This window comes from Mesorhizobium sp. M0522, from assembly GCF_040321085.1.
Classification (GTDB): Bacteria; Pseudomonadota; Alphaproteobacteria; order Rhizobiales; family Rhizobiaceae; genus Mesorhizobium.
Genome location: NZ_JAMYQW010000007.1, coordinates 154535 through 176515 on the forward strand (window position 1 = coordinate 154535; position 21981 = coordinate 176515).

The 21981-nt window shown below is 61.6% G+C and carries 21 protein-coding genes; 10 read left to right on the forward strand and 11 right to left on the reverse strand.

Features of this window, described 5'->3' with window-relative positions; genetic code table 11:
• Window positions 1–48: 48 nt before the first annotated feature.
• The 4 genes from NKI58_RS11560 to NKI58_RS11575 all read right to left on the reverse strand — a co-directional run bounded on the left by NKI58_RS11560 (window position 49) and on the right by NKI58_RS11575 (window position 4674).
• Window positions 49–2076: a hydantoinase/oxoprolinase N-terminal domain-containing protein gene (locus NKI58_RS11560; RefSeq protein ID WP_352787072.1), complete on the reverse strand. Its 2028-nt coding sequence runs from the start codon at window positions 2074–2076 to the stop codon at window positions 49–51.
• A gap of 249 nt (window positions 2077–2325) precedes the next feature.
• Window positions 2326–2949, reverse strand: a complete 624-nt coding sequence (locus NKI58_RS11565; protein WP_352787070.1) for a CDGSH iron-sulfur domain-containing protein — start codon at window positions 2947–2949, stop codon at window positions 2326–2328.
• A 547-nt stretch (window positions 2950–3496) separates the two neighbouring features.
• Window positions 3497–3871 (reverse strand): hypothetical protein, encoded by a 375-nt coding sequence (locus NKI58_RS11570; RefSeq protein ID WP_352787068.1) that lies wholly within the window; start codon window positions 3869–3871, stop codon window positions 3497–3499.
• A gap of 278 nt (window positions 3872–4149) precedes the next feature.
• A complete protein-coding gene (locus NKI58_RS11575) occupies window positions 4150–4674 on the reverse strand; it encodes a hypothetical protein (RefSeq protein ID WP_352787067.1) in 525 nt (174 codons plus the stop codon).
• A gap of 300 nt (window positions 4675–4974) precedes the next feature.
• Here NKI58_RS11575 and NKI58_RS11580 point away from each other — a divergent pair, with 300 nt between their 5' ends.
• Both NKI58_RS11580 and NKI58_RS11585 read left to right on the forward strand, forming a co-directional pair.
• Window positions 4975–5319 carry an ATP-binding protein gene (locus NKI58_RS11580; protein ID WP_352787065.1) on the forward strand — a complete coding sequence of 115 codons (345 nt, stop codon included), beginning with the start codon at window positions 4975–4977 and terminating at the stop codon, window positions 5317–5319.
• Window positions 5320–5688: 369 nt separating this feature from the next.
• Window positions 5689–6933 carry a PDDEXK family nuclease gene (locus NKI58_RS11585; RefSeq protein WP_352853211.1) on the forward strand — a complete coding sequence of 415 codons (1245 nt, stop codon included), beginning with the start codon at window positions 5689–5691 and terminating at the stop codon, window positions 6931–6933.
• 19 nt (window positions 6934–6952) lie between these two features.
• Here NKI58_RS11585 and NKI58_RS11590 read toward each other — a convergent pair whose 3' ends face one another.
• From NKI58_RS11590 to lepA, 3 genes are read right to left on the reverse strand one after another with little or no spacing between them, the layout of a single operon-like run.
• Window positions 6953–7612 carry a DarT1-associated NADAR antitoxin family protein gene (locus NKI58_RS11590; RefSeq protein WP_352787061.1) on the reverse strand — a complete coding sequence of 220 codons (660 nt, stop codon included), beginning with the start codon at window positions 7610–7612 and terminating at the stop codon, window positions 6953–6955.
• Window positions 7612–8130, reverse strand: a complete 519-nt coding sequence (locus NKI58_RS11595; RefSeq protein ID WP_352787059.1) for a DarT ssDNA thymidine ADP-ribosyltransferase family protein — start codon at window positions 8128–8130, stop codon at window positions 7612–7614. Before NKI58_RS11595 ends, NKI58_RS11590 begins: the two co-directional genes overlap by 1 nt.
• Before the next feature lie 34 nt (window positions 8131–8164).
• Complete coding sequence (gene lepA, locus NKI58_RS11600) at window positions 8165–9970, reverse strand: translation elongation factor 4 (RefSeq protein WP_352571558.1); 1806 nt, start codon at window positions 9968–9970, stop codon at window positions 8165–8167.
• A gap of 157 nt (window positions 9971–10127) precedes the next feature.
• Here lepA and NKI58_RS11605 point away from each other — a divergent pair, with 157 nt between their 5' ends.
• The 4 genes from NKI58_RS11605 to msrA all read left to right on the forward strand — a co-directional run bounded on the left by NKI58_RS11605 (window position 10128) and on the right by msrA (window position 13454).
• Window positions 10128–11192 carry a TadE/TadG family type IV pilus assembly protein gene (locus NKI58_RS11605; protein WP_352787057.1) on the forward strand — a complete coding sequence of 355 codons (1065 nt, stop codon included), beginning with the start codon at window positions 10128–10130 and terminating at the stop codon, window positions 11190–11192.
• A 345-nt stretch (window positions 11193–11537) separates the two neighbouring features.
• Window positions 11538–12248 (forward strand): DUF1223 domain-containing protein, encoded by a 711-nt coding sequence (locus tag NKI58_RS11610; protein WP_352571560.1) that lies wholly within the window; start codon window positions 11538–11540, stop codon window positions 12246–12248.
• A gap of 79 nt (window positions 12249–12327) precedes the next feature.
• Window positions 12328–12648: a hypothetical protein gene (locus NKI58_RS11615; protein WP_352853213.1), complete on the forward strand. Its 321-nt coding sequence runs from the start codon at window positions 12328–12330 to the stop codon at window positions 12646–12648.
• 77 nt (window positions 12649–12725) lie between these two features.
• Entirely contained in the window at window positions 12726–13454 is a 729-nt protein-coding gene (msrA, locus tag NKI58_RS11620; RefSeq protein ID WP_352591685.1) for a peptide-methionine (S)-S-oxide reductase MsrA, read from the forward strand.
• Window positions 13455–13651: 197 nt separating this feature from the next.
• On the opposite strand, the gene NKI58_RS11625 is transcribed toward msrA, so the two are convergent.
• The 4 genes from NKI58_RS11625 to NKI58_RS11640 all read right to left on the reverse strand — a co-directional run bounded on the left by NKI58_RS11625 (window position 13652) and on the right by NKI58_RS11640 (window position 18662).
• Entirely contained in the window at window positions 13652–14872 is a 1221-nt protein-coding gene (locus tag NKI58_RS11625; RefSeq protein WP_352853216.1) for a mechanosensitive ion channel family protein, read from the reverse strand.
• A complete protein-coding gene (locus NKI58_RS11630) occupies window positions 14815–16185 on the reverse strand; it encodes a hypothetical protein (RefSeq protein ID WP_352853218.1) in 1371 nt (456 codons plus the stop codon). Before NKI58_RS11630 ends, NKI58_RS11625 begins: the two co-directional genes overlap by 58 nt.
• Window positions 16186–16287: 102 nt before the next feature.
• Complete coding sequence (locus NKI58_RS11635) at window positions 16288–17292, reverse strand: cytochrome d ubiquinol oxidase subunit II (RefSeq protein ID WP_352787052.1); 1005 nt, start codon at window positions 17290–17292, stop codon at window positions 16288–16290.
• Complete coding sequence (locus NKI58_RS11640; RefSeq protein ID WP_352787050.1) at window positions 17289–18662, reverse strand: cytochrome ubiquinol oxidase subunit I; 1374 nt, start codon at window positions 18660–18662, stop codon at window positions 17289–17291. Before NKI58_RS11640 ends, NKI58_RS11635 begins: the two co-directional genes overlap by 4 nt.
• Window positions 18663–18924: 262 nt before the next feature.
• On the opposite strand from NKI58_RS11640, the gene NKI58_RS11645 reads away from it, so the two are divergent.
• The 4 genes from NKI58_RS11645 (at window position 18925) to NKI58_RS11660 (ending at window position 21957) form a co-directional block, all read left to right on the forward strand.
• On the forward strand, window positions 18925–19851 hold the full coding sequence (locus NKI58_RS11645; protein WP_352787049.1) for an ABC transporter ATP-binding protein: 927 nt from the start codon (window positions 18925–18927) through the stop codon (window positions 19849–19851).
• Between the two features lie 14 nt (window positions 19852–19865).
• Window positions 19866–20627, forward strand: coding sequence for an ABC transporter permease (locus NKI58_RS11650; protein WP_352575448.1), 762 nt, complete (start codon window positions 19866–19868; stop codon window positions 20625–20627).
• A 161-nt stretch (window positions 20628–20788) separates the two neighbouring features.
• Window positions 20789–21280, forward strand: coding sequence for a MarR family winged helix-turn-helix transcriptional regulator (locus tag NKI58_RS11655; RefSeq protein WP_352575302.1), 492 nt, complete (start codon window positions 20789–20791; stop codon window positions 21278–21280).
• Complete coding sequence (locus tag NKI58_RS11660; protein WP_352826798.1) at window positions 21277–21957, forward strand: GNAT family N-acetyltransferase; 681 nt, start codon at window positions 21277–21279, stop codon at window positions 21955–21957. Before NKI58_RS11655 ends, NKI58_RS11660 begins: the two co-directional genes overlap by 4 nt.
• The last annotated feature ends 24 nt before the right edge of the window (window positions 21958–21981 follow it).

Consider the following 21981-nt stretch of genomic DNA (forward strand, 5'->3'; position numbering starts at 1 on the left):
GCACCAAATCGCGTCGCGCTTCCCCCTCGAGGGGGGGAGATTACGCGCTCACACCGCAATCCTTGGCCGTCCCGACGCCACCGCCACGACATGCGCCTCGATGAACATGCGCTGGCCCTCTACGGTGGAGACGCGGAACTCGCTGGCGATTTCGATCTCGGCGCTGTCGGTGCCGGCGTCCTTAGCCCGCCCGGCGGCAATCGCGCGCACATCTTTCTCCGCCGCGGCGATCGCCGCTGCTTCGTCGTTGAAATCGCGCACGCTTTCACCTGAGGCAACGCGGAACAGCCCTTCCTTGGGCTGGCTGACCCGCGCCTCCGCCGACACCCGGACCTGGCCGACGACGGCGCCAAGCGCGTTGGCGACGTCGGTATCCTGCGGCACCACGCATTCATTGCCGACCAGCTCGGCCAGGCCGGCATAATGCAGCGGCGCCGAGGCGCCGAGGCCGATGACCGGACGGTCGAGGGCGACGCTCAAGCGGGCGATGCCGGGATGCGCGTCGACGGCGCGCTGGACCAGGGCATGGGCGACGGTCGCCGCGCCATCCAGCCCGTCCTCGGCGAAGGCGGTCTCGAGGATGACTTCGGCCGACAGGCGGGTCAGCGCGGTCAGCACCCGTTCCGAGATCGCCTCCGGCGAGGCGGCGATGAACTGGCCGCGGCCGTCGCGCCTGCGCGCGAACAGCTCGGCACCCAGACGCGCCGCGGCCGCATCCCAATTGGCCTGCCTGCCCAGCACATGCGCGGCGTCCGACGGCGTGAAGCCGGCGACATGCACCAGCCCGCGCGACACCAGCCGGTTCAAGGTGGCGTTCTGGGCGTTCGAGGTCAGCAATCTGTCGAGAGCCTGCGGCACGGCACCAATCAGCTCGTAAAGCTTGGCTTCGGCGCCGGTCAGTCCGGCCGCAAGCCGCTCCGGCACGCCGGTGCGCACCGCGAGGCGGCCATCCATGCGGCCGGGATTAGGCGCGCGCAGCTGGCGTTCCAGTTCTGATGTGACGGCCTCGCCATGCATCAAGCCGGCCAGCGCCAGCGGCACCAGGCGGCGCGGGCCGAGCAGGATCTTCGGGCTGAGCGCGCCATCCTCCAGCGCCACCTCGGAATCGCCGCCGAGCCCAAAAGTGCGCATGGCGACGGCCTCGACCATGGTGCGGAAACCGCCGACGGTGGCGCCTTCCGGATCGAGCCGCGGCCGGCCCTTGTCGAGCACGGCGACGTCGGTGGTGGTGCCGCCGATATCGGAGACCACGGCATCGTCGAGGCCGGTCATGTGGCGGGCACCGACGAGGCTGGCAGCCGGGCCGGACAGGATGGTCTCGATCGGCCGCTGGCGGGCAAAGGCGGCCGAGACCAAAGCGCCGTCGCCGCGCACCACCATCAGCGGGGCGGCGATGTTGCGCGCGGCCAAAAAACCTTCGGTTGCCGCGACCAGCCGGTCGATCATCGAGATCAGCCTGGCGTTGAGCAATGTCGTCAGCGCCCGGCGCGGGCCGCCGAGCTTGGCCGACAGTTCGTGGCTGGCGGTGACCGGCAGGCCGGTCCTGTCGCGGATCAGGTTCCGCGCGCTTAGCTCATGCGCCGGGTTGCGGGTGGCGAAATAGGCGCAGACGGCAAAGCCGGACACCGACTTTTCCAGTTCCGGCAAAGCTGCCTCCAGCCCGGAAAGATCGAGCTTTGCCGCATTGCCATGGACATCGTGGCCGCCGGGGCAGAACACCACCGGGTCGGTGCCGAGCGCCGCCTTCAGCCCGTCGCGGGCAAGGTCGCCCTCGGCAAAGCCGATCATCACCAGCGCCACGCGGCCGCCCTGGCCCTCGACCAGCGCATTGGTGGCTAGCGTCGTCGACATAGACACCAGTTTGATCGCTGCCGGGTCGGTGCCGGCCTTTTGCAGCACCGCATCGACCGCGCCGGAGATGCCGACCGCCAGGTCGTGCCGTGTCGTCAGCGCCTTGGCCTTTGCCAGCACTTTGCCGTTAGGGCCGCCGGCTTCCGACCACAGCACGGCGTCGGTATATGTGCCGCCGGTGTCGATGCCGAGGAACAGGGGTGGCGATTTGGTCTTGGCGGTCATTGGCGGGTCCGGAGAATTCTCTTGCCCCGCCCCTTAGCCGATACGGGCCGGGCGATAAAGGCACGAGCGCTGGGCCAAGGCAGCGTAATCTCCCCCCTCGAGGGGGAGATGGCCGGCAGGCCAGAGGGGGTCGTCTCGCGTGGAGCGCCGGCATTCTCTGGCCGCGATGGCGTTGGCGTCAGGACGTACCGACCCCCTCTGTCGCCTTCGGCGACATCTCCCCCTCAAGGAGGGAGATAGCGCCGCCGCCTACCCCACAAACCCCACGCGCTTGTGCGAGCCATCGCAGAACGGCTTGTTGACGGAGTGGCCGCAGCGGCAGAGGAAGGTGCGTTGCGTGCGGTCGACCGTGTGGCCGGTGCCGGTGACGATTTCGATATTGCCTTCGAGCTTGAGCGGGCCGTTGGTCGTCGGTGTGACGGTCAGCGGGCCATTCCGCACCTCCAGCGCCGGCGTGTCCTTCAGCGCCGGCTCGCCGGTGGCGGTGAAGCCCGATTTGGTGTGGCTACCATCGCAGAACGGCTTGTTTTCCGAGGCGCCGCAGCGGCAGAGCGTGGCGCGGTAAAACGTTTCGCCGCCCAACACGATCTCGGCATGGACGGCAAGCGGACCGTTTTCCCTTATGCGCACGGTGTTGACCACCGGCGGCTGTTCCTGCGGCCCGCCATCCTTGCGGACATAGGTGATGGCGCCGGACGGGCAGGCTTCGGCGAGCGCCACGATCTTCTCGACGCTGGCCGCCTCGGGGTGGATCCACTGGCCGGGGGCATTGGGCACGAAGACATGGGGATCGCCAAGCACGCAATTGCGCGAATGGATGCAGCGGCGCCCGGAAAAGCCGATATCGATTTTTTCGCCTTCGACCACTGCCATGGATGGGGTCTCCTGCCGGACTACGCTATGGCCACGGTCAGGACGACGTCAAGGTAGCATTCTCCCCATCGTGAGGGCCGACCTCGGGTGCGGCGGGGAGGGATTCGCATTTTTTGCTCACCGCGCCACATTTTGTTCTTGCTTTGTGCCGGCAGCTATGCTACTAATTTGGGTATGGTGCCAATTGGCTCCAACGACCCGCCTGCCGAGGCGGGTTTTTTGTTTCAGCTTTGAATTCCGGTGTTGCCGGCCGACGTTGGCGGGACAGCCCGCTCCCTGTCTGCCCGCTTTGCGCTGGCTTCTCCCCCGTAAGGATGGAGCAATCGCCTATGAAGTTCCCCGGCCGCGGAGCCTGCCCTCGGGCTTGCGGAGGCAAGACTCGTGGGCGGTCTTCCCGCCGGGGAGAAGAGCCTGGCGCAGCGCAGGCGACCTCCTCTCCCCTCGGGGAGAGGTCGGATTGCCCCGCCTTCGCAATTCGGTTGGCAATCCGGGTGAGGGGGCACTTGCCCATACGCGATTGCCCCCCAACAAGAGGGAGACGGGCAACTCACGGAACCAGATCGATTTCCTCGGTCTCGCCGCCACTGCAGGTGTAGCAGCAATCGTCGCACTTTTCCGTATTGCCGGGGCCGACGCCCCAATAGGTATTCTCGTCGCCGTCGACCCAGGCGCCGTAGCAGATCGATTCGCCGTCACTGCAGGACAGCGGGATCGACTTGGTCTCGCCATCGTTGAGATAGTAATCCTGATTGTTGCCCGGCCAGACATGATCGCGGTCCTGGCTGTAGAGCTCGACGCGCATGGCGTTCGGATGGCTGTTCTTGATCTCGAAGGTGACATCGCCGGCATGCGCGACGGGCGCAAACAGCGCGGCGAAGAAGAGCGCAGCGGCAACGCGGCGCGCGAAAGCATAGGATGACATTGCAATTCCCCCCGGAATGAAACGGCCTGCCCGGCCGCGAAGGGAACATGGCATGGCGGCTAAACGGGTGGAAGAGGCGATTGCGGTATTTGCAGCGCGAAAGGCGCAGCGTTGCCAAGCAAGACCCCTCTCCGATTTGCTTCGCAAACCACCTCTCCCCACTCCGTGGGGCGAGGAAATGCCAATCGCCGCAGCCTCACAAGACCTGGGTTCCTCGCCCCCACAAGGTGGGAGAGAGGTGGCCGCGAAGCGGCCGGAGAGGGGCGGTCCGACCGGGCTCAACGATCGGGCTTCAGCAGCGTCCAGATCCAGCCGATGAATGTGAGCACCAGGAAGGGATATCCGGCAGCGGGCAGCGGCGCCGAGGTCGGCAGCAAAGGCGCGCCCCACAGGATCAGGCCCGCCGACACGACGAACAGCACAGCCGCCACGACAGCGGTAAGCCGCATCCACAGCGCGAAGGTTTTCGGCGCGCTGACCATGACCAGCGCCGCCGCCCAAAGCGCGATACCGCCGACATAGGAGGGCACGCTGGCCTCAAGCCCCGCCGCATCGCCGGAGAGCAGCAGGCTTTCGCCGGCGAGAAAGGTCAAAAATCCAGCCGCCACGCAGTCATTGCCCTGGCGCTGATATTTCATCGTCAACAGCGCGGTCGCCACCACGAGCGCCACGCCGTCGATCGTCCAGAGCGTTTCGCGAAGTTCGGCGCTCCCGACAAAGGTGCCGGCGAGGCCCAGAGCGCCGCCGATGGCGAGGCCGATCGCGGCGATGGTGTCGAAGATAGCAGGATTGGCGGGACGCATTTAGACCTCCCTTTCCAAGCTTAAGGATACTTCAGGATAGGGCGTTCTCCAATGGCGGCCGCTGCAACTAGGGGAGCGCGTTGACCGGCGCTTCGCAAGCTCAGGGCGTTCGAAGTTCATAAAGCCACGCGCCTTGATGCGAACGTATCGCGCCGTCAATTTTCCGCACAACCCAACCGCACGGGAAATGGCCGGCACGAGTGCCGTTGAGAAGTACAAGGCCTATAAGGAAATGAATAGCACTTCCTGCCATTCTAGCTAAGATTGAAGCACACTTGTATCGCGCTTTGGATAAACGCCGTGTCTGAAACAATCGAGGTCAAGGCTCAGCAAGATTTTTGGAAGCGTCTGGTCTCAGGCACTCCGATAAGGGCTGTTGCAGAAATCGTCTCAAACGCATTCGATGCGGATGCGAACTCAATAAAAATTGTTATCAAACGAAACGCGCTTGGAACGGTCCAGCGTGTGATCTTCACCGATGACGGATCTGGAATACCCTACACAGCAACTCAGCACCTATTCTCCCAGCTCGGAAACTCTTGGAAACTTAAGGCTACACGCTCACACGAAAAGCAACGGCTGTTACAAGGCAGGAATGGCGAAGGTCGCTTTAGAGCCCTATCCTTGGGCGAGATTGTCAGTTAGAACACAACTTATAAAGATGGAAACGACTATAAAAGCTACAACATCGTAGCGAACCATGATGCCCTTGGACAATTTCAAGTAAGCGACGTTGACATATCGACACAACAATCGACCGGCACAACGGTTTCCGTCGATAATATTTTCTCACGAGTTGAGAGTTTTTTTACGAGAGGCCGGGCTGACGACCTTGCTCGGGTGTTCGCGCCATATCTAAATAAATATAGAGCTGTTTCAGTCGTATACGACGACCAGTCAATAGATGTAACAAAAATTGTCAACAGATCGAGTGAGACCCACTTAGGACCCTTTACGCTCTCAGGTGGAAAGAAGGTTTACGCCGAGCTCGAGATCATCGAGTGGAACATGCCCTTGGGGCGGGCATTGTATCTGTGCGATGAAACTGGCTTTACATTATCGGAACGTGCGCCAGAGGTCAGGGCTCCAGGGTTCGACTTCGGTGCATATCTTAAAAGCCCTCACTTTGGCGAACTCCAGACCGGCTCTTTGGCCGATATGGATATGGAAGAAGGTCTAGTCAAGTTAGTTAAGGAGGCTCGCGAGCATCTCTCGATTTATTTCCGAAAACGGGAAAAAGAAAAAGCCTCCTCTTTAATTCAAAAATGGAAAAACGAGGACGTCTATCCATTCAGAGACAACGAAATATCGCCAGTTACAAAACAAGCTAAACGAATATTCAACATGTGCGCTGTAACGATCAACGATCATGTGAAAGGCTTCGACGACCAAAGCCGTATGACCAAAGCCCTGTCTTTTCGGCTGCTACGGGAGGCGATTGAGGAACGACCGCAGGAGATTTCTCGGCTCCTGTCAGAGGTGCTCAATCTCTCTAAAGAAAAACAGAAGCAGTTTTCTATGCTGCTCGACAAGACCAAGCTATCGGATATTTTGGACGCCGTCTCTTTTGTCGAACACCGCATTAGCACCGCCATAGGTCTGAGGTCCCTTGTCTGCTCTGAAGAGACTAGATCGACGATGAAGGAACGCCAGCATATTCATCAGATCGTAGAGCGTAACCCTTGGCTGTTCGGTGAACAATTCACGTTAGGTCAATCGGAATCTTCGTTGACGAACGCACTACGTGAGCATCTAAGGCAACTAAAGATAGATACCCGCATACTGGAACCCGTATTGGTTTCTGGTGGAAAGAACGCGCGGATTGACCTGCTGCTTTGCCAGTCAAACAAGCGGAGCGGCCGTGATGATGACCATCACCTTATTGTCGAATTGAAGCGAGCAAGCAAATCCCTGGGTTATAATGATTTTGGGCAATTGCTGAAGTACGCAGGCGCGATAATGAGGGACACGAGATATCGCAAGACAAATGTCGAATGGTCCTTCTGGTTAGTCGGCACTGATGTTGCGGATGATCTCGATCCGCTTGTCAATTCAAATGACCGAGCACCAGGATGCGCTCACATTTTCAAAGAAGGCAACGGCAAAGTGTGGATTAAGACATGGCGCCAGTTGTTACACGATTGCATCGGTCGGCATCAATTTGTTCGAGACAAGCTAAATATCGCCATTACTGATGACGAGGCTGTCCATTATCTTAATGAAATTTATCCTGACTTCATTCCACAGGCTGCGGAGTAGTGCTTAAGATCGGCTCGGTTCACAGTGTAGAGAATGTATGGATGATCTCCGATCGGAAAAACTCGAAATCCCCTGCTGCCTCTTTTAGACGATTTCTTGTAGCCAAAGACATTAGCACCGCGAGCGCTCTGGCTTGGCAATTTATTGACCGGTCGGGATTGAACTCTATATCTGAGAATCCGTCGACGGATGAAAGATTTCTCAAAAGGAATTCTTCATGTTGATATAGGCAGCGGATATATATCCAATCGTAGAACGCGTTCGATGGTGACGAAGGATATTCTTCTGTCTCGATTTTAAACCGCACGATGCTGCCAGATGTCCTCAGTCGCGGATCGCGTTTGGCCTCTATAGGCGTTTTAAGATAGATGTCATGATAGGGGCCGCCGCCGGTAAAAACCTTGCTCCCCTGATATAATGACTCCATGGGGATGATCTTTTCACCCAGTTGGTACTTTAAGCTAAACGCGCTTAGCCGTCGTCCTACCTCCTCCTCAGATTTTGTCGAGATCTCTAGGATCCTTCGAAGCCCCGCAGTGGCTGCCGCCCCATGGAGGGCGTGGATGTTCTTCCGCTTCTGGCTTTCGGCAAAGCCAGGGTGCCATTGAAATTCAAAATTTCTAGTCTCAAACAGTTGAGTGCCGTTTGTGGTCGGAATAAATATGGGGCGCGTGGCCATCAGATGTTTTTTAACAGGTGGATAGGTACATTGTCGGGCACGAGGACTTCATACTTTGAAGCTTGGCGTAGCCTCTGCTGAATTGCAGGGTCCTTCCAGTCAGTGTGCGTATACAAAATCTCCCAGTCAAAGGCATTCTGGGCCTCCTCCCAGGTGAGCAATGGTACGCCAGCCTTGTTCGAAACATCTGCCGTAAATCTTATCCCTGGGCTCATCAAAACTTCTAGTTTAACCTGAAGGTATTTGGCATCTTTGACACGCCCTTCTTTGGTCGCCACGTATTCCATTGGATGCCGATCGCGTAGACCTAGGTTGACGTATTGGTCGAGCCCTCTCCGCGTAGCCGAATCCTGACTCCAATCATTTCCTCCCGGAGCTTCGATTTTTATTCCCTGCCGGCGAAGTTCCCGGAGAGAAAGGAGGCCGTGTTGTGATACCGACGGCAGATTTCGCCCGTCGGTGAAGTGAAAAAGCGAGCGATTATTCCCAAGTGCTGCAACAAGCTCTTCTATTTTCATGACATCCCCCTCCGATGTCATCACAATAGATAGATCAATCGCCCATCTTCAAGGCCTGAATAAAAGCCTCCTGCGGAATATCCACCTTGCCGAATTGCCGCATCCGCTTCTTGCCCTCTTTCTGCTTGTCGAGCAGCTTGCGCTTGCGTGAGACGTCGCCGCCGTAGCATTTGGCGGTGACGTCCTTGCGCAGCGCCGAGATGGTCTCGCGGGCGATGACCTTGCCGCCGATCGCCGCCTGGATCGGGATCTTGAACAGATGATGCGGGATCAGCTCCTTCAGCTTCTCGCACATCTGCCGGCCGCGCTTTTCCGCCGCCGTACGGTGGACCAGCATCGACAGCGCATCGACCGGCTCTTCGTTGACCAGGATCGACATCTTGACCAGGTCGCCCTCGCGATAGTTGGTGAGGTGATAGTCGAAGGAGGCGTAGCCCTTGGAGATCGACTTCAGCCGGTCGTAGAAGTCGAAGACCACTTCGTTGAGCGGTAGGTCATAGATCAGCATGGCGCGCTTGCCGACATAGGACAGGTCCGCCTGGATGCCGCGTCTATCCTGGCAGAGTTTCAGGATGCCGCCGAGATAGTCGTCCGGGGTGAGGATGGTGGCGCGGATCCACGGCTCCTCGATGGCCTGGATCTTGACCACGTCGGGCATGTCGGCCGGGTTGTGCAGTTCCTTGACAGTGCCGTCGTTCAACAGCAGGCGGTAGACGACGCTAGGTGCGGTGGCGATAAGGTCGAGATTGAATTCGCGCTCCAGCCGCTCCTGGATGATCTCCAGATGCAAAAGGCCGAGGAAGCCGCAGCGATAGCCGAAGCCGAGTGCGGCACTGGTTTCCATTTCAAAGGAGAAGGAGGCGTCGTTGAGGCGCAGCTTGCCGACGGCGGCGCGCAGATCCTCGAAGTCGGCGGCGTCGACCGGGAACAGGCCGCAGAACACCACCGGCTGTGCCGGCTTGAAGCCGGGCAGGGCCTGTGCCGTCGGCCGCTTGTCCTCGGTGATGGTGTCGCCGACGCGAGTGTCGGCAACCTCCTTGATCGAGCCGGTGAAGAAACCGAACTCGCCGGGGCCGAGCTCGTCGACATTGATGCGGGCGGGCGTAAAGACGCCGGTGCGCTCGACCAGGTACCTGGCGCCGGTACCCATCATGCGGATGGTCTGGCCCTTCTTCAGCACGCCGTCGATGATGCGGACCAGCACGATGACGCCGAGATAGGCATCGTACCAGGAGTCGACCAGCATCGCCTTCAGCGGGGCCGCGATGTCGCCCTCGCGCGGCGGCGGCAAATCGTTGACGATCGCCTCCAGCACATCGGGAATGCCGAGCCCGGTCTTGGCCGAGATCAGCACGGCGTTGGAGGCGTCGATGCCGATCACCTCCTCGACCTGTTCGCGGATGCGCTCGGGCTCGGCGGCGGGCAGGTCGACCTTGTTCAGCACCACGACGATCTCGTGGTTGTTGTCGATCGCCTGGTAGACATTGGCCAGCGTCTGCGCCTCGACGCCTTGCGAGGCGTCGACGACCAGCAGCGAACCTTCGCAGGCGGCGAGCGAGCGCGACACTTCATAGGCGAAGTCGACATGGCCGGGCGTGTCGATCAGGTTGAGGATATAGTCCTCGCCATTGTTGGCGTGGTATTTCAGCCGCACCGTCTGCGCCTTGATGGTGATGCCGCGCTCGCGCTCGATGTCCATCGAGTCCAGCACCTGCTCCTTCATGTCGCGCAGCTCCAGCCCGCCGGTCGACTGGATCAGCCGGTCGGCAAGCGTGGATTTGCCATGGTCGATATGGGCAACGATGGAGAAGTTGCGGATGTTTTTGATCGGCGTGGTCATGCGGCGCGCTTTAGCAGGGGCACGCTACATCGGCAAGCGGCGGGGCGCGGGTGCGGCGGCGGGGCGGCAAAGTCGTTAAACTTTGATCCATGAGATTAGAGCATAGTTCGCGCCCGGCGTGATAGCCACTGGCCATCGCCGTTTCGGGGGGATCGGAATGCCGTTGTCAGCACGCAAATTTCTCAAATCGGTGAGCGGCTCGTTCGCGCCATTGCTCGCCATCTTGCTTATCCCGATGGTTGCCGCATTGGGTTTTTCCATCGACTATACCTCTGCGGTTTCAACCAGGGCATCGATGCAGAACGCCCTCGATGCAGCGTCGCTGTCGATCACGACGCTTTCGACGGACACCTCACTGGCGGACCGCCAGGTAAAACTGCAGGAGGCATACCTGGCCAATGGCGGGCAAGGCACGGTCAAGCTCGACAGCTTCGTCGTCGCCACCGACGGCGCCGCCAGCATCAAGGCTTCGGCCGGCTTTGCCATGCCGACGAATTTCATGCAGATCGCCAGGATCAACACCGTGCAGGTCGGCGTTGCGTCGGCAGTGACAAAGCGGCCGGCATTGGTGCAAGCCACGTTCAAGGTGACCAAGGTCTCGGGCTGGTGGGGCAAGACAATGACGCTCTACGGCACCAAATTCGGGGACACGGTGGCCAACAAGCTGATGAAGATCACCTACACATACAACGGTTATGGCGATCCGAAAGGCTATGGCACGGCGACCGTCTCCACCATCAACGGAGCGACGATCACTATGGTCCAGCAGCAGGTGTGTACGACCACCACGGTGCTCAGCTTCTACGGCTTGCCTAGCACCACGATCGTCCAGACCGACTCATACGGCAGGAAATACGCGACCACCTGTGTCAACACAATGTATCCCGCGACCGGTGCCGGCGCGGTGATCGACGTCAGCCAGATGGACCAGCTATATCTGCAGATGGATGTCCCGTCAGGCAATCCAACGGTGCTCAAATCGAACGATCCGGCAACATCGAACCGCCTCTACGCGAACGGCGTCGAGATCGCCAGTGGCCAAACGGTCGATATCTTTATGCTGGTGCCGTGCGGCCAGACCAGCACACAAGCGTGGGAAGACGGGGGATCGTCGGTGCCGACATCTCCGACCATCACCGATTCCAACGCGGACTTTTTCTACACAGTAACCGGCAAGTGCGCCTTCAATCAGCGGGCATTGGAAACGCTGTTGACACAATAGGCCGCCGCAGCTGAATGCGAGGGCATATCGGCCCGCTTAGGCTGCCCGTCCATCACACCGCCGCCCGGTCACACCAGGTGGCGTGTTGGTTGCGAGCGACCGTCTTCCCTTCGCCCACTGTGGGAGAAGGTGGCCGAGCGAAGCTCGGTCGGATGAGGGGTGTTCCAGGGAACGCCAACGCCTCATTTCTTGCAGCACCCCTCAACCGTCTCGGCGCTTCGCGCCGATCCACCTTCTCCCACAAGGGGAGAAGGGAGAGCTGCGAACGATCACGAAGCGGTGATGCTGTAACGAACCGTGTGTCGGCGGCGAAGTGTGGACATGGAACCGCACAGGAGAACAGCGATGACCGGATCGAAACGCAGCACAGCCCTGATGGGGCTCGCCGCGGCACTGTTTTCCGCGACTGTGCTGTCGGCAACCAGCGCGGCCGCCGGCCAGACGCTGACCGTCGTAGAGCTGTTCACCAGCCAGGGCTGCTCGTCCTGTCCGCCGGCCAACGCCAATCTGATCAAGGTCAAGGACCGGCCCGGCGTGCTGGCGCTGTCCTTCAACGTCACCTACTGGGACTATCTCGGCTGGAAGGACACATTCGGCAAAGAAGAATTCACGCAGCGCCAGGTCCGCTATGAACCGTCGCTCGGCCGTTCCGGCCCGTTCACGCCGCAAGTGGTGGTCAACGGCAGGGCCGATGCCGTCGGCGCCAGGCCGGGCGAGATCGAGCAGCTGATTTCGAGCGGCGGCCACGCTGACGGACCTTCGTTGTCGCTCGCCGGCGGAAAGGTCAGCATCGGCGCCGGTCCGGTGCCCGGCGGCAGGGCCGATGTCTGGCTGGTGCGTTACGGCAAGGGCGTCGTCGAGGTGCCGGTGGCGCGCGGAGAAAACACCGGCCGCACGCTGCCGCACGCCAATGTCGTGCATTCGCTGACCAGGCTGGGCAGTTGGACCGGCGACGCCACCGCACTGCCGCTGCCGGCGGCGACGGGCGGCCTCAGCACAGCGGTGCTGGTGCAGGTGCCGGGCGGCGGGCCGATCCTCGCTGCCGCAGCGAATTAGAACCCGTTCCGAAATTTGCGCAACGCCGCAGCGGCGCCGCTGCATGCCGTCAACCCCTGCCAAACCCTAGGAGATCATCATGACCAATCATTTGACCAATCGCCCGACCCTGGCGGCACTCGCCTTCGCACTTTGCTCGACGGCGCTGTTCGCAGGAGGCGCGGCGCGGGCCGAAGATGCGATGAAGCCGGCGAACGCCATGGCAACAAACGCCATGAAACCGGCAACGGACGCAATGAAGCCGGCCGGCGCCATGGCGGCTGACGCGATGGCCACGACCGCGATGAAGGCGACAGATCCGATGAAGGCCGACTGCATGGCCAAGGCCGCCGCCGAGACGGACGCCATGAAGAAAGCCGAAGCGACCAAGGCCTGCGATGCCATGGCTCCGGCCAAATAGGCGATGCGCACAGCAATGTGAGAGCCCGGCGGACCTATCCGTCGTATAATCCACACCAGCATCATGGGAGATCAGACATGACCGGAGCCCTGAAACGATCGTCGATTTTCGCAAAAGCAGCACTTGCCGCGCTCATCCTCACGGCCGCCGCGGCCGTGCTCTGGCAGACGCCGGCAGTCTCGGCCGAAGACGCGGTGGTGATCCCGCCGCCGGCATTGGACGAGAAGGCCACCGCCGGCACCGAAAAGGCGGTCTTCGCCGGCGGCTGCTTCTGGGGTGTGCAAGGCGTGTTCCAGCACGTCAAGGGCGTCACCAGCGCCGTTTCCGGCTATACCGGCGGCGACAAGGACACGGCCATCTATGAAATGGTCGGCACCAGCCGGACGGGCCATGCCGAATCCGTCGAGATCACCTACGAGCCGTCCGAGGTGACCTACGGCCAGCTGCTGCAGGTGTATTTCTCGGTGGCGCACAACCCGACGCAACTGAACTACCAGGGCCCGGACAGCGGCACCCAGTACCGTTCGACGATCTTTGCCGAAAACGACGCACAGAAAAAGATCGCCGAAAGCTACATCGCCCAGCTCGACAAGGCCAAGGTGTTTCCCAAGCCGATCGTGACGACGCTGGAGATCGGCAAATCCTTCTATCCGGCCGAGGACTATCACCAGGACTTTCTGACGCTCAACCCGACCTATCCCTATATCGTCTACAACGATTTGCCCAAGGTCGAGAATCTGAAGCGGCTGTTCCCCAACCTCTACAGCGAAAAGCCGGTGCTGGTGCTGGCCGCCAACAAGAGCTGAGTTTTGCGGGGGGCCTGCTGATCTCCCCCCTTGAGGGGGAGATGGCCGGCAGGCCAGAGGGGGTCGGTTCGGTTGCGCGACGCGGTCCGGCATATCGAGGAAGACGAAGTTGGCACTCCACGCGCGGCGACCCCCTCTGTCGCTTTCAGCGACATCTCCCCCTCGAGGGGGGAGATCAGCAGTTTCCGCGCTTCGCACTACTCCCCCTTTTTCCAGGGCAGGCTCCAGCGCACCTTCTCCAGCGTCGCCTTTGCCTCGGCCGAGTCCGGGTCGGGCTCCGTCTCGCGATAATGCGCCGAGCCCTCAGGCGGGTAGGCAAGTGTGTTGTTGAACGCGAATTTGTCGATCTGGCTGAAGTCGGGGAAAGGCAGATTTTGCGTCTCGCGCCAATCGCTGACCCTTTTCTCCGCGGCGATGCGTTTTTCGTCGTCGACCGGAAGGTCGGTGGCTCTGTATTCCAGTGACGAAGGGAAGGCGAACTGCGCGCCGGCATCATCCATGATGTTGATCATGGACAACAGGATGTCCTCGCGGATGGCTTGAAAATCGGCCACGTCGGCGGTTTTGATATAAGTGAACACGTCGATATCGAGCGAATAGGCGCCGAAGCCGGCAAAGCGCACGCGGCACGGCTCATCGATGACGCGCGGATGGGCAATCAGCAGCTTGCGCAGCTCGGCCAGGACGTAACGTAGCTGATCGGGCGTCGTTTCGTAGCGCAGCTGCAGCGTCGTCGCGAACCTGGTGCGGTCGCGATGGGCGTAGTTCTCGATCTGCATGCCGGCGAAATCCGAGTTTGGCACCGAGATGATCGTGCGGTCGAGCGACCGGATGCGGGTGGAGCGCATGCCGATATGCTCGATCGTGCCGGACTGGTCGCCGAACTTGCAGAAGTCGCCGACGCTGACCGGCCGGTCGGCATAGAGCGTCAGGCCGGAGAGGAAGTTCTGCAGCGTCGGCTGCGCCGCCAGCGCCACCGCCAGACCGCCGATGCCGAGACCGGCAATGACGCCTTCGTAGGGGATGGCGAGCACTTCGGCCAGCAGCAGGAAGGCGACGACCAGCACGGCGACGCGCGCCACGCCGGTGGACAGCGAAATCAGCGTGTCGTGATAGCCGGGCACCTGCCACAGTCCACGGTAATGGTCGGCGACCTTGCCGATCAGGTGCCAGACCACCGGCACGGCGCCGATCACGACCAGGCTCCAGGCGATTGCCTTGACCGGGGCGGCGACCACTTGCGGCAGACCGAGCGGGCGCAGCGTCAACAGCAGGAAGAAGCCAAGCACGATCGAGCGCACCGCCCATTCGACAATGCGGAAGAAGGCCGGGCTGTCCGTCCTTCGCACAAACAAGGAAATCAGCGCATTGGCGATGAAGCCGAAGACGATGCCGGCCAGTGCGGCAAGGCCGAGCATCGACCATTGCCAGCGCTCCATCGGGCCGGCGCGGGTGAGCAGGCCGGGGCTGATCTCGCGGGCGAGGCCACGGCGATGAAGAACGGGTCGGTGCTGGCGAAGGCGGCGAATTCCGGCGCCACCGGCACGTCTTCGACATCGGCGTAGAGCGCGCGGATGTGGGCGAGCGTCTCGGGCGTGAACTGCCAGATCTTGCCCTTCTCAGTCTCGACCGGGCCGATGACGATGTTGCCGGCGGGATGCTCGAAATAGACGAAGGGGGTGTTGCTCTTCGGATCGTCGGGGATCTCCTGCCAATAGACGTAGCCGATGCGGTCGATGACCTTTTTGAGATAGCGCTCGAGCAGGAACGCCTCGTCGCCACGCACCGCCTGACTGTAGTTGCGCAGGTCGAGCGCCGCCTGTGCCGGATCGCCGGCCTCGGTGAGGCCGCTCAACAGCACCTTGAACGTGTCGCGCGGCGAGGCGAGCCTGCTCGGATCATCGACCATGTCGACGGCTTCCCCGCGCGCTTCCTGGAATTCGGCGAGCTTGGCCTGGAGCTGGGCAAGTGGCGGCCCGACGATGAACCAGTCGCCATTCTTGCGACGAAAAGTGACGTCGAAGGAGATCCTGGTGCCGTATTGCGGCAGCGTCGCCGTCACCTCGTCTCCGGAAATCGCATCATGCGGCAGGCTCCACAGACGGAACGTCGCGTTGTCGATGACGGTGAACAGAAGCTTGGTGTAATCGGGCATGTTGAGGCCGCCGCGGTCGGCCTCGGTGACGTCGACGAGACCCGCTGCCAGACCGGCAAGACCCATGCCGCCACCGGTGGCGCGCGGCACATTGTCGGCGCCGCTCTCGTTCATCGTCTGCAGGAACGAGCGCATGGTGCTCATCGGGCTCGACTGGTCGACACGGACGTCCTCGACGGCGCTGACGCGCACACCTGTCCACCATTCGGCGGTGGCGGCATCGAAGCGGCCCATGAAGCTGCCGCCGTCAGGCGATTGGACGAAGGTGAAGGCGCCCTGGCGGTCGCCTTCGAACCAGTGGCCGACAAGCTTGTCGCCTTCGGCCTTGGCCTCGATACGGCCGTTATAAAGCGGGTACACGCCCTTTACGTCAGTGCCCGTCTGCTCGAACTTGATCTGGGCGCCGCCGCCGCGCCACTTCGTGTCCCACACGCCCGTCCAGTTGGCCGCGTCCTGGGCATGCGCCTGCGGCATGGCCGGCAGCAGGCCGGCAAGCGCGAGTGCGCCGATCAGCGCGACCGTCCGGATCAGCAAAAGCAGCAGCCGATCCTGTCCTGCCGCAGAAAAGGGGTTCATTCTGTTGCCCTTCTTCTTGCCGGCGATTCTGCTGGGCCGGCCAGAGAAGGTTATTCCGCTTGAAGATGAATATTCTGTTTCAGGCTGCGACGGCGATGCCGGTCAGTCATAGGTCAGATCCGTCGCCTTGCCGGCGAACACCCGGTAGGCAAAGAACGAATAGAAGATGATGATCGGCAGCACGACGACCGTCCCGACCAGGATGACGGCCAGGCTTTCGGGTGCCGAAGCAGCCTGCCAGATGGTCAGCCGGTCGGGCACCACGAAGGGGTAGAACGACCAGGCGAGGCCGGCAAAGCCGAGCGTGAAGATCGCGGCCAATGTCAGGAACGGGAGCAGCGCGTGGCGGTCGTCGGGCTTCGGCAGATGGAAGGTCTGGCGCCACAGCCATAGGAACAGCACTGCCGACAGGGTCGGCAGCGGCGACAAATAGAGCATGGCCGGCCAGACGAACCATTTGTCGAAGATGCGCGCGCTGGCAAAGGGCGTGGCCAGCGATACCGCGACCATGCCGAGCGCGGTCAGCACCAACGCCGTGCGCAGCCACAGCACCGCCTTCTTCTGCAGATCGCCTTCCGTCTTGTAGATGACCCAGGCCGCTCCCATCGCCACGTAGGCCGCGGCAAGGCAGAGCGCCACCAGCGCGCCGAAAGCGACGCCGCCAGGGCCGACGTCGAGGCCAAGCACATAGACGCCGAGCATATAACCTTGCGCCAGCGACGCGATGACCGAGCCGAGGAAAAAGATGCGGTTCCAGCGGTGCTTCCTGCCGGCAGGCACCTTGGCGCGGAAATCAAATGCGACGCCGCGCAGGATCAAGCCCACCAGCAGCACGAAGACCGGAATGTAGAGCGCCGTCAGAATGGTGCCGTGCGCCAATGGGAAGGCGACCAGCAGCAAGCCGACCGCCAGCACCAGCCAGGTCTCGTTGGCGTCCCAGAACGGGCCGATGGCGGCGATCATCGTATCCTGCTCGGTGTCTTCGGCTGCGGCGAACAGGATGCCGATGCCGAGATCGAAGCCGTCGAGGATGACGTAGATCAGGATGGCGAGGCCCATCAGGCCGGCGAAGATCAGAGGCAGCAGGGTCGGCCAGTCGAAGCTCATGATGTTTCTCCCGGTTGCGCAACCGGCTGCGACAGCGGCCTGTTCATGACGCCCGGCAGCGGCGAGGTGTCACCATCCTTCGCCGCCTTCAATGCCAGATGCACCAACACGCCGAGATAGGCGATCAAGAGCAGCACGTAGAGGATGAGATAGACCGCGAGCGACAGTGCGACATGGCTGCCGGCGACCGGCCCGACAGCATCGGCGGTACGCAGCACGCCGGTGACCAGCCAGGGCTGGCGGCCGATCTCGGTGGTGTACCAGCCGGCCAGCGTCGCCAGCCAGCCGGACAGCGCCATCGGCACCATGACAAGCGCCAGCGGCTTGGGCAGGCCGTGGCGGCGCTTGAGGAAGAAGGCCGCCGACCAGGAGACGGCGAGCATCAGGAGGCCGGTGCCGACCATGATGCGAAAGCCCCAGAACACCGGAAATACCGGGGGATGGTTGCCGGTATAATCGTTCAGCCCCGGTACGATGCCGCCGGCGCTGTGCCTGAGGATGAGGCTGGCGCCGTCGGGAATGGTGAGCTCGAACCTGTTCTCCTTGGCCGCTTCATCTGGAAGCGCAAACAGCACCAGCGGCACGTTGGGACCGGTGTTCCAGTTGGCCTCCATCGCGGCGATCTTCTGCGGCTGGTGTTCCAGCGTGTTGAGGCCGTGCTGGTCGCCGGCAAAGATCTGGATCGGGATCAGGATCGCGGCGGTGAAGACGCCGGTGCGCAGCGCCTTCCACATTGATTCCGAGCGATCGCCGTAGAGATAGCGCAGCGCCGACAGGCCGGCGACCAGGAACGAGACGGTCAGGCCCGAAGCAAGCATCATATGGACGAGCCGGTAGGGCATGGACGGATTGAAGACAACGGCCCACCAGTCGGTGGCGTGCGCAACACCATCGCGCATCTCGAAACCGGCCGGCGTCTGCATCCACGAATTGAGTGCGATGATCCAGAAGGCGGACAAGGTGGTGCCGCCGGCCACCAGCACCGTCGCCAGTGTATGGACGCGGTTCGAGACACGGCGGAAGCCGAACAGCATGATGCCGAGGAACGCCGCCTCGAGGAAGAAGGCGGTCAAGATTTCGTAGGCCAGCAGCGGGCCGGCAATGTTGCCGACCGTCTCCATATAGCCCGGCCAGTTGGTGCCGAACTGAAAACTCATGGTGACGCCGGAAACCACGCCCATGGCGAAGGACAGCGCGAATACCTTAACCCAGGTGAAATAAGCGCGCATCCAGGCGGAATCGTTTGTCGCGTTGTAGCGGAGCTTGAAGAACAGCAGCACCCAGCCGAGCGCGATGGTGATCGCCGGGAACAGGATGTGGAACGAGATGTTCGCGCCGAACTGTATGCGCGACAGAATGAGCGGGTCCATGGCGGCTCCGGCTGCTGCTTGTTTGTTGAAGGATAGGCTTGATGCACCGGACGGTCAAAGCGGCGTCCCGCCGCGAGGCGGAACGCCGCAGTGCGGTTAATCTGCTTTTGCGTGGAATTTGGCTGGACGACCGGGCAGGTGTTGCCTATTCCGGCGAACCTCGATGTCCAGAACTGTCAGGAGCGCCATTGACATCCGGATTTGCGAACCGACATTCAGCGGATTAAATCAACAACTCTGTTTCAAGCAGTCGTTTTCAGCCATGCAGCCGATCATCTCGATTTCCGGCGTCACCAAGACCTACGCCACCGGCTTCAAGGCGCTGAAGGAGATCAATCTCGACATCGTGCGCGGCGAGATCTTTGCGCTGCTCGGGCCGAATGGCGCCGGCAAGACAACGCTGATCTCGATCGTCTGCGGCATCGTCAACCGCTCGTCGGGTTCCGTCACCGTCGACGGCCATGACATCAACCGCGACTACCGCGCCGCGCGCAGTCTGATCGGGCTGGTGCCGCAGGAACTGACCATCGACGCCTTCGAGAGCGTGTGGGCGACGGTTAACTACAGCCGCGGCCTGTTCGGCAAGCCGGCGGACAGGGCGTTCGTCGAAAAGGTGCTGCGCGACCTGTCGCTCTGGGACAAGAAGGACGCCAAGGCGATCACGCTGTCCGGCGGCATGAAGCGCCGGCTGATGATTGCCAAGGCGCTGTCGCACGAGCCGCGCATCCTGTTCCTCGACGAACCGACGGCAGGCGTCGATGTCGAGCTGCGCCAGGACATGTGGGCGATGGTGCGCCGGCTGCGCGAAGACGGCGTCACCATCATCCTGACCACGCATTACATCGAAGAAGCCGAGGCGATGGCCGACCGCGTCGGCGTCATCAACCGCGGCGAGATCGTGCTGGTGGAGGACAAGGCCGAGCTGATGCGCAAGCTTGGCCGCAAACGGCTTGTGCTGGAACTGCGCAGTCCCCTGGCCACCGTTCCCGATGCTTTTTCGCACTACGCGCTGGAGCTTTCGCGGGATGGCGGACAGCTGACCTATACTTATGACAACCAGAGCGAACGGCCGGGCGTCGCCTCGCTGATCCGCGAGCTCGAGGCGGCCGGCATCCAGTTCCGCGACATCGATACGGAAAACAGCTCGCTCGAGGAGATCTTCGTCAATCTGGTGAGGAAACCGGCATGAACCCGCGCGCGGCCATGAATCTTCATGCGGTATGGGCGATCTATCGGGTGGAGATGGCGCGCGCCCTTCGCACTGTGCTGCAGAGCATCGTTTCGCCGGTCATTTCGACGTCGCTCTATTTCGTCGTCTTCGGTTCGGCCATCGGCTCGCGCATCACCGAGATCGACGGCATCAGCTACGGCGCCTTCATCGTACCGGGGCTGATCATGCTGTCGCTGCTGACGCAATCGATCTCCAACGCCTCCTTCGCCATCTATTTTCCGAAATTCGTCGGCTCGATCTACGAATTGCTGTCCGCGCCGGTGTCCTATCTGGAGATCGTCATCGCCTATGTCGGGGGCGCGGCGACAAAGTCGATCGTGCTTGGCCTGATCATCCTGGCGACGGCCGCGCTGTTCGTGCCGCTGACGATCGAGCATCCGTTCTGGATGCTCGCCTTCCTGGTGCTGACGGCGGTGACCTTCAGCCTGTTCGGCTTTATCATCGGCATCTGGGCGAAGAGCTTCGAGCAGCTGCAGCTGGTGCCGCTGCTGATCATCACGCCGCTGACCTTCCTCGGCGGCAGCTTCTATTCGATCAACATGCTGCCCGGCATCTGGCGCACGGTGACGCTGTTCAACCCGGTGGTCTACCTGGTCAGTGGGTTCCGCTGGAGCTTCTACGGCAAGTCCGACGTTTCGGTCGGCGTCAGCCTCGGCATGACGGTGGTCTTCCTGCTCATCTGCATAGCGATCGTCGCCTGGATCTTCAGGACCGGCTACCGGCTGCGCAACTGATCGAACGGGCCTCGTCCAGGCGAAGCAGCCTTATCGATCGACCTTTCCTTGCCGAAGGCGACATACGCCCGATGCCTGGAACCCGCGCTTGAATGCCTCGATCTTGCTTTTCATGCATTGTTATATATCATGTTATCGATGTTCATGGGATGAATCGACCTATGGAAGACGTCATACGATCGCTTGGCTTCCTGTGCCTGGGCAGCAGGCTGAAGCGTATAGGCGAGCAACTGCAAGCGGAGGCGCAGCGCCTGCTCGACAGGCTGGATGTCCCGGTTCAGGCGAGCCAATACCCGCTGCTGGCCGCGCTCGACAGGCTGGGTCCGCTGTCGGTCGGGGAACTGGCGCAATCCCTTGGCATCGCGCAGCCGGGTGTGACGCGAAGCGTCTCGCTTCTGGCCGGATTGGGACTGCTCGAGGTCAGTCCGTCGACCGATGACCAGCGGCGCAGGATCGTCTCGCTTACTCGGGACGGCCGGCGGCTGGTCGATGTCGCAAAGCGCGACGTCTGGCCTTGCATCGAGAACGTGGTCGCGGATTTGTGCGCAGGTTTTTCGGGGCCGCTTCTTGAGCAGCTGGCTGCCATCGAGGACGGCCTCGCCGCTGCCCCTCCCGACCGTCGTGTAAATAAGCCTGAGGGTGCCGCGCAATGAGACATCTGCTCGACCGCCCTATCTGGAGCGCGCTTCAGACGCGACATCGGGCCTTCGCGGAGGGTGACAACCTCGCCATGCGATATCGGCCGTCGATCGTCCCTTTCGCCGCCACTGGCGCGGACGACCCGGAAAGCCTGCGGGCGCTCGAAAACCTTGTCTCCCCGGGCGAGAGTGTGATCCTGCTTCAAGCGGACGCGATTGCTCTGCCCACGGGGCTTTTCGCGACTTCGACCGCAGCCGGGGTTCAGATGATCGCCGAGCAGCCATTGCAGATCGTCTCCGACCCGCGCGTGCAACGTCTGACCCGAGACGATGCTGCTGAGATGCTCGCCCTGGCATTGCTCACCAAGCCTGGCCCATTCACGCTCGAAGCCTTGAGCCTGGGCGATTTTTGGGGTGTGAAAATCGAGGGCAGGCTTGCGGCAATGGCCGGCGAGCGCATGAAGCAACCTGGCTATACCGAACTCAGCGGGGTGTGCTCACATCCGGAATTTCGCGGCGGTGGCCTAGGAAAGCTGCTGTCCCTATTCGTGGCAAACCGGATAGTGGCGCGCGGCGAAGTTCCCTATCTCCACGCCTATGCCAGCAACGCCGCGGCCATAGCGTTATACGAGTCCATTGGCTTCAGGTTGCGAAGCACAATGAATGTGGCCGTGGTTCAGCGCACCGAATGATTAGTCGGCGCATGATGCGCAGCA

Bases quoted from the DNA above. Each gene is read 5' to 3' on its own strand.
- NKI58_RS11650 (WP_352575448.1), top strand. From the start codon at position 19,866: ATGAATCTTCATGCGGTATGGGCGATCTATCGGGTGGAGATGGCGCGC.
- NKI58_RS11645 (WP_352787049.1), top strand. From the start codon at position 18,925: ATGCAGCCGATCATCTCGATTTCCGGCGTCACCAAGACCTACGCCACC.
- NKI58_RS11630 (WP_352853218.1), bottom strand. From the start codon at position 16,185: ATGAACCCCTTTTCTGCGGCAGGACAGGATCGGCTGCTGCTTTTGCTG.
- NKI58_RS11590 (WP_352787061.1), bottom strand. From the start codon at position 7,612: ATGGCCACGCGCCCCATATTTATTCCGACCACAAACGGCACTCAACTG.
- NKI58_RS11640 (WP_352787050.1), bottom strand. From the start codon at position 18,662: ATGGACCCGCTCATTCTGTCGCGCATACAGTTCGGCGCGAACATCTCG.
- NKI58_RS11610 (WP_352571560.1), top strand. From the start codon at position 11,538: ATGACCGGATCGAAACGCAGCACAGCCCTGATGGGGCTCGCCGCGGCA.
- NKI58_RS11570 (WP_352787068.1), bottom strand. From the start codon at position 3,871: ATGTCATCCTATGCTTTCGCGCGCCGCGTTGCCGCTGCGCTCTTCTTC.
- NKI58_RS11635 (WP_352787052.1), bottom strand. From the start codon at position 17,292: ATGAGCTTCGACTGGCCGACCCTGCTGCCTCTGATCTTCGCCGGCCTG.
- msrA (WP_352591685.1), top strand. From the start codon at position 12,726: ATGACCGGAGCCCTGAAACGATCGTCGATTTTCGCAAAAGCAGCACTT.
- lepA (WP_352571558.1), bottom strand. From the start codon at position 9,970: ATGACCACGCCGATCAAAAACATCCGCAACTTCTCCATCGTTGCCCAT.
- NKI58_RS11615 (WP_352853213.1), top strand. From the start codon at position 12,328: ATGACCAATCATTTGACCAATCGCCCGACCCTGGCGGCACTCGCCTTC.
- NKI58_RS11625 (WP_352853216.1), bottom strand. From the start codon at position 14,872: ATGCTCGGCCTTGCCGCACTGGCCGGCATCGTCTTCGGCTTCATCGCC.
- NKI58_RS11575 (WP_352787067.1), bottom strand. From the start codon at position 4,674: ATGCGTCCCGCCAATCCTGCTATCTTCGACACCATCGCCGCGATCGGC.
- NKI58_RS11560 (WP_352787072.1), bottom strand. From the start codon at position 2,076: ATGACCGCCAAGACCAAATCGCCACCCCTGTTCCTCGGCATCGACACC.
- NKI58_RS11605 (WP_352787057.1), top strand. From the start codon at position 10,128: ATGCCGTTGTCAGCACGCAAATTTCTCAAATCGGTGAGCGGCTCGTTC.
- NKI58_RS11660 (WP_352826798.1), top strand. From the start codon at position 21,277: ATGAGACATCTGCTCGACCGCCCTATCTGGAGCGCGCTTCAGACGCGA.
- NKI58_RS11595 (WP_352787059.1), bottom strand. From the start codon at position 8,130: ATGAAAATAGAAGAGCTTGTTGCAGCACTTGGGAATAATCGCTCGCTT.
- NKI58_RS11565 (WP_352787070.1), bottom strand. From the start codon at position 2,949: ATGGCAGTGGTCGAAGGCGAAAAAATCGATATCGGCTTTTCCGGGCGC.
- NKI58_RS11655 (WP_352575302.1), top strand. From the start codon at position 20,789: ATGGAAGACGTCATACGATCGCTTGGCTTCCTGTGCCTGGGCAGCAGG.